This window comes from Xanthomonas sp. 10-10 (assembly GCF_040182365.1).
GTDB lineage: Bacteria > Pseudomonadota > Gammaproteobacteria > Xanthomonadales > Xanthomonadaceae > Xanthomonas > Xanthomonas arboricola_F.
The window spans coordinates 5,007,636-5,025,220 of the sequence record NZ_CP144460.1 but is presented as its reverse complement, the minus strand read 5'-3'; the positions used below and the strand labels follow the sequence as shown (position 1 = coordinate 5,025,220).

General features: G+C 66.2%; 12 protein-coding genes. 7 read left to right on the top strand and 5 right to left on the bottom strand.

The annotated features are described in order from the left end of the window. The first annotated feature begins 78 nt into the window (after window positions 1-78). From VZ068_RS21180 to VZ068_RS21160, 5 genes are read left to right on the top strand one after another with little or no spacing between them, the layout of a single operon-like run. A complete protein-coding gene (locus VZ068_RS21180; protein WP_349656413.1) occupies window positions 79-990 on the top strand; it encodes an STM4015 family protein in 912 nt (303 codons plus the stop codon). A 19-nt stretch (window positions 991-1,009) separates the two neighbouring features. Next, a complete protein-coding gene (locus VZ068_RS21175) occupies window positions 1,010-2,140 on the top strand; it encodes an STM4014 family protein (protein WP_349657781.1) in 1,131 nt (376 codons plus the stop codon). Continuing rightward, on the top strand, window positions 2,133-2,951 hold the full coding sequence (locus tag VZ068_RS21170; RefSeq protein WP_259159997.1) for an STM4013/SEN3800 family hydrolase: 819 nt from the start codon (window positions 2,133-2,135) through the stop codon (window positions 2,949-2,951). Before VZ068_RS21175 ends, VZ068_RS21170 begins: the two co-directional genes overlap by 8 nt. Beyond that, window positions 2,948-4,309, top strand: a complete 1,362-nt coding sequence (locus VZ068_RS21165) for an STM4012 family radical SAM protein (RefSeq protein ID WP_349656412.1) — start codon at window positions 2,948-2,950, stop codon at window positions 4,307-4,309. Before VZ068_RS21170 ends, VZ068_RS21165 begins: the two co-directional genes overlap by 4 nt. A 7-nt stretch (window positions 4,310-4,316) precedes the next feature. Then, a complete protein-coding gene (locus VZ068_RS21160) occupies window positions 4,317-5,168 on the top strand; it encodes an STM4011 family radical SAM protein (RefSeq protein ID WP_259167325.1) in 852 nt (283 codons plus the stop codon). A 159-nt stretch (window positions 5,169-5,327) separates the two neighbouring features. On the opposite strand, the gene VZ068_RS21155 is transcribed toward VZ068_RS21160, so the two are convergent. Continuing rightward, window positions 5,328-5,984 carry a YceH family protein gene (locus tag VZ068_RS21155; protein WP_259159992.1) on the bottom strand — a complete coding sequence of 219 codons (657 nt, stop codon included), beginning with the start codon at window positions 5,982-5,984 and terminating at the stop codon, window positions 5,328-5,330. Between the two features lie 307 nt (window positions 5,985-6,291). Here VZ068_RS21155 and VZ068_RS21150 point away from each other — a divergent pair, with 307 nt between their 5' ends. Together VZ068_RS21150 and pyrF are read left to right on the top strand one after the other, a co-directional pair. Next, window positions 6,292-7,239, top strand: coding sequence for a 5'-nucleotidase, lipoprotein e(P4) family (locus VZ068_RS21150; protein ID WP_349657780.1), 948 nt, complete (start codon window positions 6,292-6,294; stop codon window positions 7,237-7,239). Beyond that, entirely contained in the window at window positions 7,236-7,967 is a 732-nt protein-coding gene (gene pyrF / locus VZ068_RS21145; RefSeq protein ID WP_349656411.1) for an orotidine-5'-phosphate decarboxylase, read from the top strand. Before VZ068_RS21150 ends, pyrF begins: the two co-directional genes overlap by 4 nt. Window positions 7,968-8,213: 246 nt before the next feature. Here pyrF and VZ068_RS21140 read toward each other — a convergent pair whose 3' ends face one another. The 4 genes from VZ068_RS21140 to VZ068_RS21125 form a co-directional block, all read right to left on the bottom strand. Further along, on the bottom strand, window positions 8,214-9,812 hold the full coding sequence (locus tag VZ068_RS21140) for a tryptophan halogenase family protein (RefSeq protein WP_349657779.1): 1,599 nt from the start codon (window positions 9,810-9,812) through the stop codon (window positions 8,214-8,216). Window positions 9,813-9,839: 27 nt separating this feature from the next. After that, window positions 9,840-12,875 (bottom strand): TonB-dependent receptor, encoded by a 3,036-nt coding sequence (locus VZ068_RS21135; RefSeq protein WP_349656410.1) that lies wholly within the window; start codon window positions 12,873-12,875, stop codon window positions 9,840-9,842. Window positions 12,876-13,179: 304 nt separating this feature from the next. Next, on the bottom strand, window positions 13,180-16,215 hold the full coding sequence (locus VZ068_RS21130; protein WP_349656409.1) for a TonB-dependent receptor: 3,036 nt from the start codon (window positions 16,213-16,215) through the stop codon (window positions 13,180-13,182). 166 nt (window positions 16,216-16,381) lie between these two features. Next, window positions 16,382-17,434 (bottom strand): LacI family DNA-binding transcriptional regulator, encoded by a 1,053-nt coding sequence (locus VZ068_RS21125; RefSeq protein WP_349656408.1) that lies wholly within the window; start codon window positions 17,432-17,434, stop codon window positions 16,382-16,384. Window positions 17,435-17,585 lie beyond the last annotated feature (151 nt).

Here is a 17,585-nt window from a genome sequence, read left to right as displayed (position 1 = left end):
CGGTGGCGCATGGCATTAACGAGGTTGCCATGAGCGTACGGGTATCCTTTGAGCTCACCGAGCCAGGGAGGCAATGCAATGACGATCGGCGAGTATTCGGAATTCTATCGCGGCAAGCGCGTGGTGGACTTCAGCGTGGACCAGCCCGCCAGCGGCGGCGATGTGGTGTATCGGCTGCGTCAGGAGTACGAAGGCGAAGGCAGCCAGGCGGAGTTGCTCGACAGCCTGCTGGCGCAGGTCGACCCGGCCAGCATCCAGGCCTTGATCATCGGCCCCTGGCGCGAATCCTACGAGGAAGGCCCCAGCGGCTATCTGCAGCGGTTGATCGAACGCCGCGACGAACTGACCGCGCTGCGCGCGCTGTTCGTCGGCGACATGGTCTGCGAGGACTGCGAGGTGTCGTGGATCATCCAGACCGACTACACCCCGCTGCTGGCGGCGTTCCCGGCGCTGCAATCGTTGCGCGTGCGCGGTTCGTCCAAACTGGTGCTGACCCCGTTCACGCATACGCAGCTGCAGGAACTGGCGATCGAATGCGGCGGGCTGCCGTCTGCCATCGTGCAGGCGATCGCCGACTCCACGCTGCCGGCGCTGCAGCACCTGGAGCTATGGCTGGGTGTGGAGGATTACGGCTACGACGGCGACCTGGGCACCTATCAGCGGCTGCTGGCAGCCATCGGCCCGGAGCGTCTGCGCTATCTGGGCCTGCGCAATGCCGCCAACACCGACGAACTGGCGACCTGGCTGGCCACCCAGCCGTGGCTGGGCAGCCTGGACACGCTGGACCTGTCGCTGGGCACCATCGGCGATGCCGGTGCGCGCGCCCTGGTCGAAAGCACGCAGCTGGGCCAGCTGCAGCGGATCGATCTGAGCCACCACTACATTTCTGCCGACTGGCAGGCCCGTCTGGCGACGTTGCCGGTGACGGTGATCCTGGAAGACCCGGAAGAGGAAGAAGAAGACGAGCGCTACGTCGCCGTCTCCGAGTGACGTGAGCGCGCACTGGGTCGTGGTGGGGCCACGGGACAGCCGCAGGGTCGCCGCCCTGCAGCAGGCATTGCAGGCGCAGGGGCAGCCTGCGGCCACGGTGTTCGATTATCTGCAGCTGCTGGACACCACAGCGCCGTTGCGGGACTGGCTGGCGCGGCATCCGGCCGCGCTGGTCAAGCTGGAATCGCCAGGCGAGGCGCCGGCGCTGCATCAGGCGCTGATCGTGCGCGGTTGGCACTGTCTGGGGCGGCCGGGGGCGGCTCCTGCGCCATTGGCGCATGGCGAACTCGCGCATCAGCAGCTGTGGTATGCGGGGGTTGCAGACCTGTTTGCGACCTTGCCGGCGGCGCGCTATCTGAATCCACCGGCGGGTCTGCTGGCCATGACCGACAAGCTTGGCTGCCAGCAGCGCCTGGCTGCGGCCGGTGTCGCCGTGCCGGCGCTGCTGGGCACGGTCGACAGCTATGCCGGCCTGCGCGAACGCCTGCAGGCCAGCGGCTGCAGCCAGGCATTTCTCAAGCCGCGCTACGGATCTTCCGGCGCGGGGGTGCTGGCGTATCGCTGGCACCGCGATGGGCGCCAGATCGCCAGCGGCTCGGCCGAGCTGGTGGTGCAGGACGGCCAGGTGCGGGTGTTCAACGCATTGCGCCAGCGCAGCTACACCCGCACCGAGGAGATCGCGCCACTGGTGGATGCGATCGCCGCGCAGGGCGCTTACCTGGAGCGGTGGATTCCCAAGCCGCGCGCGCCCGGCCTGCCCGGCTATCACTACGACCTGCGCGTGATCGCGTTCGACGGTGCGGCGCGGCAGCGTGTGGCACGTGCCAGCCGCGGTGCGCTGACCAATCTGCACCTGGGCAACCGGCGCCTGCCGGCGCAGGCCTGGCAGAGCGACGAGGTGGATGCGGCGGTGGCCAGCACCGTGGCGCAGGCGGCCAGCGCGTTCGCCGACTGTCGCATGATCGGTTTCGACCTGATCCAGCGCGCCGGGCGCTGCCATGTGCTGGAAGCCAACGGCTTTGGCGACCTGCTGCCGCAGCTGCGCTGGCAGGGGCGCACCACTTACGAGGATCAGGCAGCACTTGGCACCGTCCTCGCCACTGCTGGCATGACCGCCGACGCGCGCTGCGAGAACCGCCTGCATGGTTGAGATGCTGCCGGACATGCGCGCCATCGTCGGTGCGCACGACATCGTGCTGATCACCTTGGATACGCTGCGCTACGACGCTGCGCAGCGCTGTTTTGCGCAGGGCGAGCTGCCGGTGCTGGCGCCGTACCTGCCGGCCGATGGCTGGGAGCGGCGGCACACGCCGGGCAGCTTTACCTACGCGGCGCATATGGCGTTCTTCGCCGGGTTCTTACCGACCCCGGCGCGCCAGGGCCCGCATCCGCGCCTGTTCGCGCTGGCCTTCGACGGCAGCGAGACCATCGTCGCGCAGACCCAGGTGTTCGCCGACAGCGGCGATATCGTCGATGGCCTGGCGCGCTGCGGATACCACACGCTATGCATCGGCGGCACCGGTTTTTTCAACAAGGCCAACGCGCTCGGCGCGCAGCTGCCCGGCCTGTTCGGCGAGAGTCACTGGTCGCCGGAGTTTGGCGTCACCGCCGCCGATTCGACCGAGCGCCAGGTCGCACTGGCCTGCGCACGCCTGGGCGACCCCGCCCTGCGCGATACCCGCTGTTTTCTCTTCATCAACGTCTCGGCCCTGCATCAGCCCAATTGCCATTACGTCCCCGGCGCGGTACGCGACGACTTCGACAGCCACTGCGCCGCGCTGCGCTATGTGGATGCGGCGCTGGCGCCGTTGTTTGCCGCATTGCGCGCGCGCGGTGGTGCGTTTGCCATCGTCTGTTCCGATCACGGCACCGCCTACGGCGAGGATGGCTACCATGGCCATCGCCTGGCCCACGAAGTGGTGATGACCGTGCCTTATGCCCATTTCCTGGTGACCCCATGAGCCTGCCTTCGTTGGCCGAGTTGCTGCGCCAGCCGCCGTACCAGGCCTATTCGTACTCGTACCCGCACAAGACCAGTTACCGGCCGCTGCAGCCGGCCGTGCCGCTGTCGCAGGTCTGGGCCGACGAACCCCGGCAGGCGCTGTTCCTGTACCTGCATATCCCGTTCTGCTCTTACCGCTGCGGGTTCTGCAACCTGTTCGCGCTGGCGCGCCCGGCAGCGGCGCAGGTGGAGGCCTATTTGCTGCAGATGGAACAGCAACTGCGCGCCACCGTGCAGGCCTTGGGCACGCACCGCTTCGTGCGTTTTGCGATGGGCGGCGGCACGCCGAGCTATCTGGATCCGGCGCAATTGCAGCGCGTGTTCGACATGGTGGCGCGGCACGCGACAATTGCGCTGGACACCATTCCGGCCGGCATCGAAGTCTCGCCGGAAACGGTGGATGCCGAGCGGCTGCGGGTCTGCCGGCAGGCCGGCATCGATCGCGTAAGCATGGGCATCCAGAGTTTCAGCGCCGCCGAAGTGAGCGCACTGGTGCGGCCGCAGCAGCGCGACACGGTGGAGCGGGCGATCGCCATCATTCGCGCCCAGGACATCCCGACGCTGAACCTGGATCTGATCTACGGCATCGCCGGGCAGACCGTGGACAGCTTCCTGGCCTCCATCGACAGCGCACTGCGGCATGCGCCGGAGGAGCTGTACCTGTATCCGCTGTACGTGCGGCCGATGACCGGCCTGGGCCGGATCGAGGCCAAGAGTGGCGGGCGACGCAGCTTCGTGCTGCAACCCGAGCCGCTGGACGAGCGCCTGGCGCTGTACCGGGCCGGACGCGATCATCTGCTGGCGGCCGGCTACACCCAGGTCTCGATGCGCATGTTCCGCGCCCCGCATGCGCGCGATAGCGACGCGCCGGTGTACTGCTGCCAGAGCGATGGCATGGTGGGGATCGGCTGCGGCGCGCGCTCGTATACCGCCGGCCTGCATTACTCCAGCGAATACGGGGTCAGCCGGCGCTCGGTGGCGGAAATTCTCGATCACTACCTGGCGCGCGATCCGGCCAGCTTCGCCTGCGCCGACTACGGCATCGCGCTGGATGCCGACGATGCCATGCGGCGGCATGCGATCCAGTCGTTGCTGGTGTTCCCGGGGCTGGACCGCGACGACTTTGGTCGGCGCTTCGGCCTCGATTGCCTGGAGGCCTTGCCGCAGCTGCAGGAGTTGCTGGCGCTGGGGCTGGCGCAGCAGCACGGAACGCTGCTGGCGCTCACCGCCGCAGGCATGGAGCGGGCCGACACCATCGGCCCCTGGCTGACCTCTGCGCCGATTGTCGAGCGCATGCAGCAGTACCAGGTCGGGTAAGCGACCGATGCATCTGTCATTGCTCTATCGGGGACGGCTGAGCAGCTGCAATTACGCCTGCGATTACTGCCCGTTCGCCAAGACCTACGACAGCCCCGCCGCGCTGCGCCGCGATGCGCAGGATCTGGCGCGGTTCGTCGGCTGGGCACAGGCGCAGACGCGGCCGTTGTCGATCCTGTTCACGCCCTGGGGCGAGGGCCTGGTGCGGCGGCATTACCGCGATGCGATGGTGCAGCTGAGCCAACTGCCGCAGCTGCGCCGGGTGGCGATCCAGACCAACCTGTGCACGGGCATGCGCTGGCTGGATGCGGCCAATCTCGACCGCCTGGCGCTGTGGTGCACCTACCATCCCAGCCAGGTGACGCGCGCGGCCTTCCTGCGGCGCTGCCAGGCGTTGCGCGAACGCGGCGTGCGCCACAGCGTGGGCATGGTGGCCTCGCACGCGCACATGGACGAGATCGAGGCGCTACGTGCTGCGCTGCCTGCCGCCACGCCGATGTGGCTCAACGCCTTCGATCCGCGCCCGCCGGACTACTACACGCCCGAGCAGGTGCAGCGCTTGAGCCGGATCGATCCGCATTTCGGCTACAACCTCGCCCCGCCGCCCAGCTTCGGCGCGCCCTGCCTGACCGGCGAGTCGGTGCTGTCGGTGGATGGCGACGGCACCGTGCGGCGCTGCCACTTCGTCGCTACGCCGCTGGGCAATCTCTACGACGGCAGTTTCGCCGCGCAGCTGCGTGCCCGCAGCTGCCCCAATACGCGGTGCGATTGCTTCATCGGCTACGTGCACCGGCCGGACCTGCCGTTCCAGGCCGACTATGCGGGCGGCGTGCTGGAACGGGTGCCGGCGACTGTGTGATCCGCCAAGGCCGACCGGTGACTTGCCCGGAGCGGCTCGCAGCGTGGCGGGCAGTTATCGGGGATGGCGCGCAGTCACCGCAGTGCGCGCGCGGTCCGTGCCCCACCAGACATCGCCGGCGTGCGCCTGGCGGCGGCGCGAGCGCTTCGCTTCCTGCGTTTACTCGCCCAGGCGGGTGCGCAGCGCGGTCACCTGCTCGCGCAGTTCCTGCAGCTGCTCTTCCAGGCTCTGCACGCGCGCTTCCAGCGCAGCGCTGTCGGCGCCGCGCGGCGTGCTCTCGCGCGTGGCAGCTGCGGCCTGCAGCGCGTCCAGATCCAGCTCGCCGCCGAGCAGATGCATGTAGCGGTCCTCGCGCTGGCCGCTGGCGCGTGGCAGTTGCACCGCCAGGCTGCGCTGGATCAGCCGGTCCAGGTGATGGCGCACGTCGTCGGCATCGTTGAAGCGCGCCAGCCGCTCGCTGCGCGCGAACAACTCGCCCAGGGTTTGCGGGCCGCGCAACAGCAGCAGGCCGATCAGGGCCACCTGCTGGCGCGTCAGATCCAGCACGCTGCCCAGCCGGTGTTCGTAACGCTCGGCACGCGAGGAGAACTGCTGGCGCACCAGGCCCAGCGTTTCCAGCTGGCGTAGCGCGTGATGCACCACGCCGGTCTGCAGGTTCAGCACCGGCTCGCGCGCGGTCTTCTGATTGGCGGCCACCTGTGCGGCGTTGACGGTGAGCGGGTAGGCGTCCGGGGTGGTGGCCTCTTTTTCGATCAGGCAGCCAAGCACGCGGGCCTGGGCGGTATCGAGAACGGGCGGTGGCGAGGTCTCTGTCATCGGTGACTCCGGGGCAATCAGCGCACAAGGATATGCCGATCCTGTGTCGGTGTTCTTCGAGGCGCCTGCGATCAGCCTGTGCGTGCCGCCAAGCTGCTGCGGGCGGCAGCGCGTGCGCCGTCGCAGCCCATGCGCCATGGCAGTCGTCGGCCGCTACGCGGTTTCCAGCCACCACTGCCACGCAGGGCCATCGCTGCAGTCACCTCCCATGGGTGCGTGTCGCGTCCACTGGCCTTGCTGTCGCCAACAGCGGGCGGCCAGGCGCGAACCCGCTAAAATCGCGGGCTTAATGACCGCTCCTGTTCTGGTGGATGCCATGCGCCCCTCGCTTTACGCACCGTTGTCCCTGCTCGCCTGCACCGTGCTGGCCTTGAGCGCCTGCAAGCCCGCCGACAAGTCGCCGGCGCAGCCTGCGGCCGCCTCCGCCGATGCTGCCGGCACGGCGTCTGCCACGCCCGCGACACCTGCCAGCACGCTCCCGGCCGGCGACGACAACCTCAATGCGGTGCTGTGGATGCAGCGCTCGGAGGAATACCGCGCCGTGGCCGAGCAGACCTACCGCGCTGCGGCCGACAAGCTCGATGCCGCGCTCAAGCAACCCAACTGGGACGCGCTGGTCCCCGAAGAACGCGGCAATGCCGCCAGCGGGCTGAAGCCGGCGGTGGTGCTGGACGTGGACGAGACCGTGCTGGACAACTCGCCCTATCAGGCGCGCCTGCTGCGCGACGGCAAGGAATACGACGAGTTGAGCTGGGACCAGTGGGTGGCCGAGAAGAAGGCCAAGCCGATTCCGGGCGTGGTGGATTTCGCCAAGGCCGCCAACGCCCGCGGCATCACCCTGATCTACATCTCCAACCGCGCAGTGCACCTCAAGGACGCCACCCTGGCCAACCTGCGCAGCGCCGGCCTGCCGGTGGCCGACGACAGCGTGTTTCTGGGCCTGGGCACGGTGGTCAAGGGCTGCGAGCAGAACGGCAGCGAGAAGAACTGCCGGCGCCAGCTGGCCGGGCAGACCTACCGCGTGCTGATGCAGTTCGGCGACCAGCTGGGCGACTTCGTGCAGGTCACCGCCAATACCGGCCAGGCGCGCGGCGCATTGCTGCAGCAGTACCACGACTGGTTCGGCGAGCGCTGGTGGATGCTGCCCAATCCCAGCTATGGCGGCTGGGAGCCGGCGCAGTTCAACAACGATTCTTCCCAATCCTGGCAGACCCGCCACGACGCCAAGCGCGCCGCGCTGGAGGTGGCCCGATGAGCCGCGCACCGTTGCCGCTGGCCGCGCACGAGCGGCTGATCTTCGCGCTGGACGTGCCCGGCCATGACGAGGCGATCGCCTGGGTGGACCGGTTGGGCGAGTCGGTGTCCTTCTACAAGATCGGCATGGAACTGCTGGCCTCGGGCGAGTACTTCCATGTGCTCGATGCGCTGGCCAAGCGCAACAAGCGCGTGTTCGTCGACCTGAAGTTCTTCGACATCCCCGCCACCGTGGCCGGCAACATCCGCCGCCTGTCGCAGTGGCCGGTGAGTTATTGCACCGTGCACGGCTGGCATGCCGGCATGCTGCAGGCCGCCGCCGAAGCCAACCAGGGCGACATGCGCCTGCTGGCGGTGACCGTGCTGACCTCGATGGGCCGCCCGGACCTGGCCGCGATGGGCATCGACCGCGAACCGGTGGACGTAGTGGTGGAGCGCGCGCTGGCCGCCCAGGCTGCCGGCATCGACGGGGTGATCGCCTCCGGCCAGGAAGCCGGCCCTATCCGCCGCGCCACCGGCCCGGGGTTTTCGATCGTCTGCCCCGGCATCCGCCCCGGCGGCCCGGTTGGCGACGACCAGCAACGCACCGTGGGCGTGGCGCAGGCGTTCACCGATGGCGCCAACGCGATTGTGGTCGGCCGGCCGATCCGCCTGGCTGCCGACCCGGCCGCCGCTGCCGCCGCCATCCAGGACGAGATCCGCGCGGTTGTGCCACAGCACCGAGACTGATGGGCCCTGGGCAACACATTGCTGCATCCGATTTCTTTTAAATCAATGAGTTAAGCTAAAATAATTAAAGTGTTGCTTTAACGTTAAAGTCTGGTTAGCATGCCGCGTCCGATGTCAGTCGGAAGCTGTGCCACTCATTGTCCACCGGGCTGGTCCCGGTTTTCGAAGGGATCGGGCCTTGTGCCCGATCCTTTTTTTTTGCCCGCCGATCAGTGCATGTGGCGATTGCGCCGGACGTGCCGTCGCTCAGCGCGGCGCAGCCGCCTTGCAGTAGCGATCGATGAACTGCTGATGGGTCGGCATGACATCCACGCAGTGGCCGATGGTCTGCGCCACGCTGGCCAGAAAGCCTTCGGCATCGCGGTCGGGTACCTGATCCACCAACGGGTGGTAACCCTGCGGCAGGATGCCCTGGCCCACCATCACCTGCACCCAGCTGATCTCGGCGAACATCTCTTCGGCATTGCGGTAGAAGCGCCCGCTGTCGCGGAACAGGTCCAGCGTTGCCTGCAGTTCGGGGGTGATCGGCATGGTGCGGCAGTGCCGCCAGAACGCGCTGTCGTCGCGTTCGGTGGCGTGGTAGTGCAGCAGCAGGAAATCGCGGATGCGGTCGAACTCGAACGCCAGCCGGTCGTTGTAGCGCTGCACCAGCACCGGGCTGATGCCTTCGCGCGGGAACAGCTCCAGCAACTTGGAAATGCCGGACTGGATCAGATGGATGCTGGTCGATTCCAGTGGCTCCAGAAAGCCGCTGGCGAGCCCCAGCGCAACCACGTTGCGGTTCCAGAACTGCTTGCGCCGGCCGGTGGTGAAGCGCAGCGGACGCGGGTCGCCCAAGGGCTTGCCATCCAGGTTGGCGAGCAGGCTGGCGGCGGCTTCGTCGTCGCTGATGTGCACGCTGGAATACACATAGCCGTTGCCGGTGCGGTGCTGCAGCGGGATGCGCCACTGCCAGCCGGCCGCGCACGCAGTGGAGCGCGTGTACGGCGTGGGCGGGCCGACGTTTTCGCTAGGCACCGCCAGGGCGCGGTCGCACGGCAGCCAGTGGGTGAAGTCGTGGTAGCCGGTGTGCAGCGCGTCTTCGATCAACAGGCCGCGAAAGCCCGAGCAATCGATAAACAGATCGCCAGCGATGAGCTGGCCGGACGCCAGCTGCAGCGACACCACATGGCCCGACTCGGGATGCAGGTGCACACGGTCCACCATGCCTTCGATGCGGCGCACGCCGCGCGCTTCGGCAAAGCCGCGCAAGAAGCGCGCGTACAGCGAGGCATCGAAGTGATACGCGTAGGCGATGTTGGCCAACGGTGAATTGGCCGGCACATCGCCGGCCGAGGTCATGAACTTGCCGCGCACCGCGGCTACGGTGTTGAGCGTATAGGCGCCCAACTGCTGCGCCTTGCCGCGCAAGTGTTGCTTGATCCAGTACTGATGGAACGGCAGCAGCCCGAGCGGGTGCCCGATCTGGGTGCCGAAGCCATGGATGTAGGAGGTGCCGGGGCGCTGCCAGTCGACGAACGCGATACCGAGCTTGAAGCTGCCCTGGGTCTGGCGCACGAACTCGGCTTCGTCGATGCCGAGCAGATTATTGAAGGCCTTGATGTGCGGCACGGTGGCTTCGCCCACACCGACGGTGCCCAGCTGTTCGGACTCGATCAGCTGCACATTGAAGGTGGGGCCAAGCACGCGCGCAAAGGCGGCGGCCGCCATCCAGCCAGCGGTACCGCCGCCGACGATGACGATGTTGCGAAGTGGAGCGGGGATCATGCCTGCACGTTCCTGATCAAGGGAAGACGGACAAACGAACGGGGCCAGCTGGCCCCGTTCGAACCACCAAACGCCCATGTCGGCGCGCGTGGCGATGGAGGCCAACTAGAACTTGGCGCCGATTTCCAGCACGACGCTGCGCGGCACGTAGTTGATCTCGCCGCTGGTGTTGATGGCGATGTCCGGATCGAACTGCCCGTTGCTGCCGAAGCCGTTATAGGCGTACGCGCTGTAGTTCTTGAAGTTGAACGCGTTGAGCAGGTTCACGCGCGCGTTGAGCTTGAAGTCCCCGACCACGGTGAACTCCTTGGTGGCCTGGAAGTCCACCGTGCGATAGCCCCAGATGTCGCCTCCGACCAGGAACTTGCCGCTGCCCGGCGGGGTAACGCCGACCTGCTGGCAGGTCGCACCATCGGGATCGGTGAAGCCGAAGCAGGCGATCGTGTTGATCGGCTCGGGCGTTGCCAGCACCAGCTTGGCACCGAAGGTCACGCCCCACGGGCCGTCGATCGAACCGGATGCGACAAAGCGATGTGCGGCCACGGCGTCGGATTTGACGAACGGATAGCCGCGGATGGTGGCTTTGTCGAAGCCGTAAGGCTCGTCGATGTTGCGGTTCTGGCGCGCGCTGGTATGGGTGTAGGACAAGGTCAGGCCCCACCCGGATTCCTTGGTGTACGGCTTGTCGGCCGACAGCAGCACCTGGCTGTTGCGCTGTTCCAGGCCGTTGCTGCCCAGGATGGTGTTCTGGTAGCCCGGCACCGGCTCGCCCCACGGCACGTTGCCGTTCTGGAAGTAGGAACCATCCGGGTAACGGTTGATCAGGCCCATTGCAAACCCGTCGTAGCTCAGGATGCGTTGGAAGGTCACATCGGTCAGCCAGTCGCCCACCTGATTGGTGATGCCGATGCTGTACTGATCGCTGTAAGGCGTCTTGAGCTTGTTGTTGAACATGAAAAGCTCGGCGCTGCCGGCCACACCGGGAATGGTGTTGAGCTGATCGATGCCGTTGAGATAACGCGGGTCGAACGCCACGCACGTACGGTCAGCGCGATAGCACTGTTGGGTTGCCGGATTTTCGAAATACACCGCCACTGGCGACAACGCCGCCTTGCTGGTTTCCAGAGCCAGCTGCTCGAACAGGTTGCGGTCGTACGAACGCGCCGCACCGCCATGCACGATGGCAGCTTCGTCGCCGAAGATGTCATACGAGAAGCCGAAGCGCGGCGCCCAGGCATCCTTGAAGTTCTTGCGGTTGTTGCCGGTGCTGATGTAGTTCGCCACGTTGATGCCGCTCGGCAGCAGGCGGTTGGCCCACGGTTGGCCGGGGTTTTCCGCGTCGTTGGCGTACAGCGCGTCGACGAAGGCTTGCGAGGTCACGAAGTCGGTGTAGGCCGGTGTGTCTTCGTAATCCCAGCGCACGCCGATGTTGATCATCAGCTTGTCGGTGGCGGCCCAGTCGTCCTGCAGGTAGATGCCGTACTGCTTGGACGGCGAGACCACCGTGGCGCGCTGGCCGGGCGTGGTGTAGGGCGCAATGAAGTCCACGCGATATGGCGTGGATTCCACGCTGCCGCCGTTGACGCGGTAGCTGAACTGCGGATTCAACGCCGCCGAATCCTGCGAGGTGAGTTCGATGTCCTTGTAGTTCACACCCATCTTGATGGTGTGTTCGCCATGCCACTGGAAGCTGGTGAAGGTCAGGTCGTTCTGCAGGAACCAGCCCTTCTGGCTCTTGCGCTGCGCATTCGCGCCACCGGCCGAGCCGGTGGTCAAAAATGTGCGCTCATCGATATCTGTGGAGCCGGCACGTGGCTGGAAATAGGTGTAGATGATGCCGTTGCCCAGCGTGCGCGGAGTCGGGTTGTTCTCCGAATTCTCGGTACCGACGATGACCTCGTTGAACCAGTTGTCGGCACTGTGCTGCCAGCGCAGGTTGGTGCGCTTGTCCTTGTTGATCTTGTCGGTGGCCTGCGCCAGCGTATTGGTGCCGCCGACGTTGGCGGTTTGCGTTTCGTCGCGGTAGATCGTGCTCAGCTCGATACGATCGCGATCGGTGGGTTCGAAATCGATCTTGCCGAAGAACAGGTCTTCCTCGAACGGCATGTTGGCCGGGCCGTACTGGCTGGCCAGATCCGCAGGCAGTTGGTTGACGAACGCGGCGGCCTCTGCGCTGGGTTGCACGCTCTTGGGCGCGACGTTCTCCTTGCCCTCGTAGGCAACGAAGAAATGCATGCGGTCCTGGATGATCGGCCCCCCCAAGGCAAAGCCATATTCCTTGGTCTGTGAATCGATCTTGCCGTTTTCTTCCTCGTCCGGCCGCTTGTCGCGCAGGTCCTGATCGGTATAACGGTAGAACGCTTCGCCGTGGAACTCGTTGGTGCCGGACTTGGTGGCCGCCGTGATCGCCGCGCCACTGATCTGGCCGTACTCGGCCTTGTAGTTGGAGGTGATCACCTTGTACTCGCCGATGGCGAGTTGCGGGAACGGATTGCCTTGCGTGTCGCTCTGGCCGGCGACCCCGCCGCTGCGCACGTAGCTCTTCTGGCCCACGCCATCGATGTACAGATTGCCGGCGCTGGCGTTGGATGCACCGCCGCGCAGCTTGGTGTTGCCGTTGCCGTCCACCTGAAACACCATGCCAGGCACGGTGTCTGCAAACTCCAGGAAGTTACGCGTGGCCTGCGGCAACTGCTGGATCTGCCGCGCGGAAATGGTGTTGCCCACCTCCGACGTCTTGACGTCGCGAATCATCGGCGCGCTGACCGTCACCGTGTCCAGCGTGGTCGCATCGCCAGCCGGGGCGGTTGCCGTCTCGGTGCCGAGATCGACGGTGGCGCTGGAGGCCACCGACAAGGTGACCGTGCGGCTGACGCCGTTGGACTCGACCTTGTAGGTGCCCGGCTGCAGACCGACGATGGTGTAGTTGCCGTTCGCATTGACCGGCGCGCGACGCACCGAGCCGGTGGCGAGGTTGGTGACGACGACTTCGCTGCCGCTCTGTGCGGAGGCGACCTGGCCGCGCAACGTGGCGTTGCTGGACTGGGCCATGGCCGGAGTGGTGGCGAACAACGAGGCGGCCAGGGCGCAGCACAACAGGCTGCGCGCCGGTAGGGTGGAGACGGTACGGTGGGTCTTCATGACTTTCCCCCTCCCAGGGGTAAAGCGCGAACCAGTGGAGTGACTGGCGCGTCGAGGTTGGTACTTTGATGTGAGTGATACGGGGACAGCAGGCAACGCAACAAACGACAGCAACTGCAAACAAGAACCACAAACCAGAAAGCGTTGCAGCACGCGCAGCGCGTCATTGCTCGCGCTGCACGGCATGCACCGCAACGGACCAGTAAGCGTTACCAGTCCAGCGCGGCGCGATCTTCGTGCGGGGGAAGAAGGAAGTGTGCGAAACCTGCGGTCTGCAACAGTCGTTGCAGACCGCAGGGCCGGCTTACCAGATGATGCGGGCGCTCAAAAACAGGGTGCGCGGCGGGGTGGAGATCGCGCCGTACTGGTTGATGCTCACGCGCGGGTTGTACACGCCGGCATCGCCCCAGTCGATGGAGTACTGATCGTAGTTGCGGAAGTTCAGCGCATTGATCAGATCGCCGCGCACCTGCACGGTGAGTGCGTCGGTGACATGCATGTCCTTGGACAAGGACAGATCCAGCTGGCGCGTGCCGAAGATGTCGCCACCGGCGATGAACTTGCCGCCCGGCGCATCCACCGAGACGATGCGGATGTTGTCCGATGGCGGGCCGCCATAGAGATCGTAGGACACCGCCTCGTTGCGCGGCGCCACCGTGGCCAGGGTCAGCTTGGCCGAGGCGCTGATGCCCCAGAACAGGTCGTAGATCCCGGTCAGCACCAGCCGGTGGCGCGGCACCGAGTTCAGATCCAGGAACGGGTAATTGGCGATGGTCGCGGCATCGAAGCCGTACTGATCGTCGTTGCCGCGATTGCCGCGTGCGCGCGAGAACGTGTACGCCGCGGTCAGGCCCCAGCCGCTTTCCTTGGTGTAGGCCTTGTCGGTGGACAACAGCAACTGCGCGGTCTTGGTTTCGACACCGTTGTTGCCGATGATCAGGTTGCCGAAGCCCGCCGGTGACTGGGTCCACGGCTGCGCACCGGCCTGGAAGAAATCGCCGTTGGGATAGCGATTACCCAGCGTGAGGATCAAACCATCCTTGCTGTGGATGTAGGACACCGTGGCCGAATTGCTCCACTCGCCCACACGGGTACGCAGGCCAAGCGAATACTGGTCCGAATACGGCGTCTTCAGATCGTTGTTGAGCAGGTCGATCTCGCCGTTGCGCACACGTGCATCGACCAGGCCGCCCAGGCTGTCCGGATTGCTGACAAAGGACGGGTTGAAGTTGGTGCAGGTGCCGGCCGCCGGGGTGCAACCGGAGGATTCGACAAAGCGGATGGTGTACTGCGACAGCGCAGACTTGACCTGCTCCAGGCCCATGATGTCGAACAGGTTGCGGTCGTAGCTGCGCCCGGCGCCACCGAACAGCACCAGCGATTCGTCGCCACGGAAGTCGTAGGAAAAGCCCAGGCGCGGCGCGAAGTTGTTGTTGTCCTGTTTGCGATTACGGCCGTTGCTGATGTAGTCGTTGACGTTCACTCCACCCTTGGCCAGTTGCTCGGCATAGGTGGCGCTGACCGCCGGGTCGGTGCCGGGGCCGTTCAATGCGGCGACCACTTCCGGCGGGGTCACGTTGTCCAGGTAGGACGGAATCTTCTCGCCATCCCAGCGTACGCCGATGTTCAACTGCAGCTTGTCGTTGACGTCCCAATCGTCCTGGATGTACAGGCCAAGCTGCTTGCTGGTGGTGGTGACCGACGGCGCGGCGCCGGCAAACGGCAGATTGAAGCGCACCTGGTAGGGGATGGGCGCGGTGCCTGCGCCATCGCCCACCGCGTAGTAGAACGACGGGTTGGCCGCCGAATTCTCGCTCTGGGTCAGCTCCACTTCCTTGTACTTCACGCCCATCTTGATGACGTGGCTGCCGTGCCACTCGATGTTGTTGAAGGTCAGATCGTTCTGGAAGCTCGGGCCTTTCTGCCCCTTGCGCTGGATCGCCAGGCCGCTGGTGGCGTCGTCGTTGATCAGCACATCGTCTTCGGCAATGCCGCGCGTGTACACGGTCTGGCTGCCGATGGTGTAGGCGGTGGGGTTGAACAGCACGTCTTCGTACGACACGCGCGCTTCGTTGACGTAGTTCTCGCCGAAATGCTGCCAGCGCAGGTCGTAGCGCTCTTCGGTATTGAGGTTGATCTTGGCGGCGATGGCGGTATTGCGATCGCCCACGCTGTCGCGGCTTTCTTCGTCGCGGTACTTGGCGGTGAGCTCCAGGCGGTCGTTGTCGCCGATGTCCCAATCGATCTTGCCGAAGTACAGGTCTTCGTTGAAGGGACGGGTGACCGAGCCCAGGCGGCTTTGCACGCCAGCCGGCAAATCGTCGCGCAGGCTGCTGAAGTTATCGGGCACCGACACCGGATTGGCCGACACCTCGAAGCCCTTGCCTTCGTAGCTGAGGAAGAAGTGCGCCTTGTCCTTGACGATCGGCCCGCTGAAGGCCATGCCGTACTCGTCCTGGTGGGTCTGGCGCTTGTTGCCATCGGCGTTGGGCGCACCGGCGCGCTCGTCGGCCTGGCGCGCACGGAAATCGGTATTGGTGGTGCGCCCGAAGATCTCGCCGTGGAACTCGTTACCGCCGGACTTGGTGGACGCCACGATCGCCGCCGACCCGACCTGGTCGAACTCGGCCTTGTAGTTGGAGGTGATGACCTTGTACTCGCCGATCGCCAGCTGCGGGAACGGGTTGCCCGCGCTCTGCTGCTGGCCGGACACGCCGCCGAACAGGTAGCTCTTCTGGCCCACGCCGTCGATATAGACGTTGACTGCCGAGCTGGCCTGCGCGCCGCCACGGATGCGGCTATTGCCATTGGCATCGGTCTCGAACTGCATGCCCGGCACGGTGTCGGCAAACTCCAGGAAGTTGCGCGTCAGCTGCGGCACCGTGTTGATCTGCTTCAACGAGATATTGGTGCCCACCTCGGAGGTCTTGACCTCCTGCAGCGTGGTGGCGGTGACCTGCACCGCATCCAGCGTGGTGGCGTCGCCGGCCGGAGCCGTCGCTTCGCCGCCGCCGCCGCCCAGATCCAGGCTGACCGACGAGGCCACCGACAGGGTCACGGTCTTCTCGGTGCCCGGGCCGGCTTCCACCTTGTAGGTGCCCGGCGGCAGGCCCACCAGCGCATAGGTACCGTCCGCACCGGTGGTCACCCGTCGCACTGCGCCGCTGGCGACGTTGGTCGCGGTCACGGTGGTGCCTGCCTGGGATGTGGCGACCTGTCCGCGCAAGGTGGCATTGCTGGACTGGGCCATCGCCGGAGCGGCGGACAACAACGAAGCGGCGAGGGCGCAGCACAACAGGCTGCGTGCCGGCAGGGTGGACACGGTGCGGTAGGTCTTCATGACTTTCCCCCTCCCAGGGGTCAGGCGCGTACCGGCAAAGTGGTCGGCGTGGCGCGGGTAGTGCGTTGTTTCAAGGACTGCAGGACGGCAACAGGCAAACGACAGGCGTTATAAAAAACATAAGAAACTGTAAAGAATTCGTGAAGATGCGACTTGGCGCATGGGTCTAGCCTCCAGCCGCGCCACGCGGGGCACTGGACGCGCGCACGATCAGCTCGGGCACCATTTCCGAAAACGCTGGCGGTGCGGCATCGGCGGGTGGCGCGGGTGCGTCCACCAGCTGCTGGCCCAGCAGCAGGCGCAGCGCACGCGCGCCCAGCCCGGCGATGTCCACGCGCATGGTGGTCAGCGCTGGCAGCACGTAACGCGCCATCGGCACATCGTCGAAGCCGGCCAGCGCGATGTCGTGCGGCACCTTCAGCCCGGCATGGCCGAGCGCGAACAGGCAGCCCAGCGCCATCATGTCGTTGGCGGCGAACACCGCGTCCGGGCGCGCATCCTGCGCCAGCACCTGGCCAGCACGGTAGCCGGATTCCTCGTCGAAGTTGCCAGGCAGCACCCACGGCTGCGCGTCGGCATCCAGCGCCAGCTCGTCGCGATAGCCGCGCAGGCGCTCGTGCGCGTCGAAGTTGTCGTCCGGGCCGGCGATGAAGGCGATGCGGCGGTGGCCGCTGTCGCGCAGATGGCGCGTCATCACCCGCGCGCCGCCGTAGTTGTCGACATTGAGCACCGGGCGTTGGCTGGCGCTACCGGCGCAGTTGAGCAGCACCGCCGGCAGGCCGCCGGGCAATGCGTCCTCATGCACGCCCGAATCGCCCAGCGACGGCGACATCACCACCACGCCATCCACGCGCCCGGGCAGGCGTTCGAGTGCGCGGCGCTGCGCCTGCGGGTCGCCGTGCGAACTGGACACCAGCAAGTGGTAACCCTGGTCGCGCGCCACCTGGTCGATGCCGCGGATCAATTCGGAAAAGAACTCGCCATGCAGGTCCGGCAACACCACGCCGATGGTGTGGGTGCGACGGCTGCTCAGGCTGCGCGCAGCGTGATGGGGGATGTAGTTCAGCGCCCGTGCCACCTGCAGCACGCGTTCGCGCACCGATTCGGCCACGTGCTGATGCCCGTTCATGGTGCGCGACACCGTGGCCACCGAGACCTGCGCCTCGCGCGCGACATCCTTGATGGTGACGCTGCCGCCTTCCGAACGTGGCCGACTCATGGCGCTTTCTCCAAGGCAAGGCGGTGGCGACCGCGCGCCAGTACAGGGCGCACGGTCTGCTGGCGCAGAACGTTCGTGTCGCACAGGCTCATGAATGTCATCGGCCCCATCCGATGGCGACCTCGAAGCGAGATGGCGCGCACGCTAGCAG

Bases quoted from the DNA above. Each gene is read 5' to 3' on its own strand.
- VZ068_RS21180 (WP_349656413.1), top strand. From the start codon at position 79: ATGACGATCGGCGAGTATTCGGAATTCTATCGCGGCAAGCGCGTGGTG.
- VZ068_RS21170 (WP_259159997.1), top strand. From the start codon at position 2,133: ATGGTTGAGATGCTGCCGGACATGCGCGCCATCGTCGGTGCGCACGAC.
- VZ068_RS21165 (WP_349656412.1), top strand. From the start codon at position 2,948: ATGAGCCTGCCTTCGTTGGCCGAGTTGCTGCGCCAGCCGCCGTACCAG.
- VZ068_RS21160 (WP_259167325.1), top strand. From the start codon at position 4,317: ATGCATCTGTCATTGCTCTATCGGGGACGGCTGAGCAGCTGCAATTAC.
- VZ068_RS21155 (WP_259159992.1), bottom strand. From the start codon at position 5,984: ATGACAGAGACCTCGCCACCGCCCGTTCTCGATACCGCCCAGGCCCGC.
- pyrF (WP_349656411.1), top strand. From the start codon at position 7,236: ATGAGCCGCGCACCGTTGCCGCTGGCCGCGCACGAGCGGCTGATCTTC.
- VZ068_RS21140 (WP_349657779.1), bottom strand. From the start codon at position 9,812: ATGGGCGTTTGGTGGTTCGAACGGGGCCAGCTGGCCCCGTTCGTTTGT.
- VZ068_RS21135 (WP_349656410.1), bottom strand. From the start codon at position 12,875: ATGAAGACCCACCGTACCGTCTCCACCCTACCGGCGCGCAGCCTGTTG.
- VZ068_RS21130 (WP_349656409.1), bottom strand. From the start codon at position 16,215: ATGAAGACCTACCGCACCGTGTCCACCCTGCCGGCACGCAGCCTGTTG.
- VZ068_RS21125 (WP_349656408.1), bottom strand. From the start codon at position 17,434: ATGAGTCGGCCACGTTCGGAAGGCGGCAGCGTCACCATCAAGGATGTC.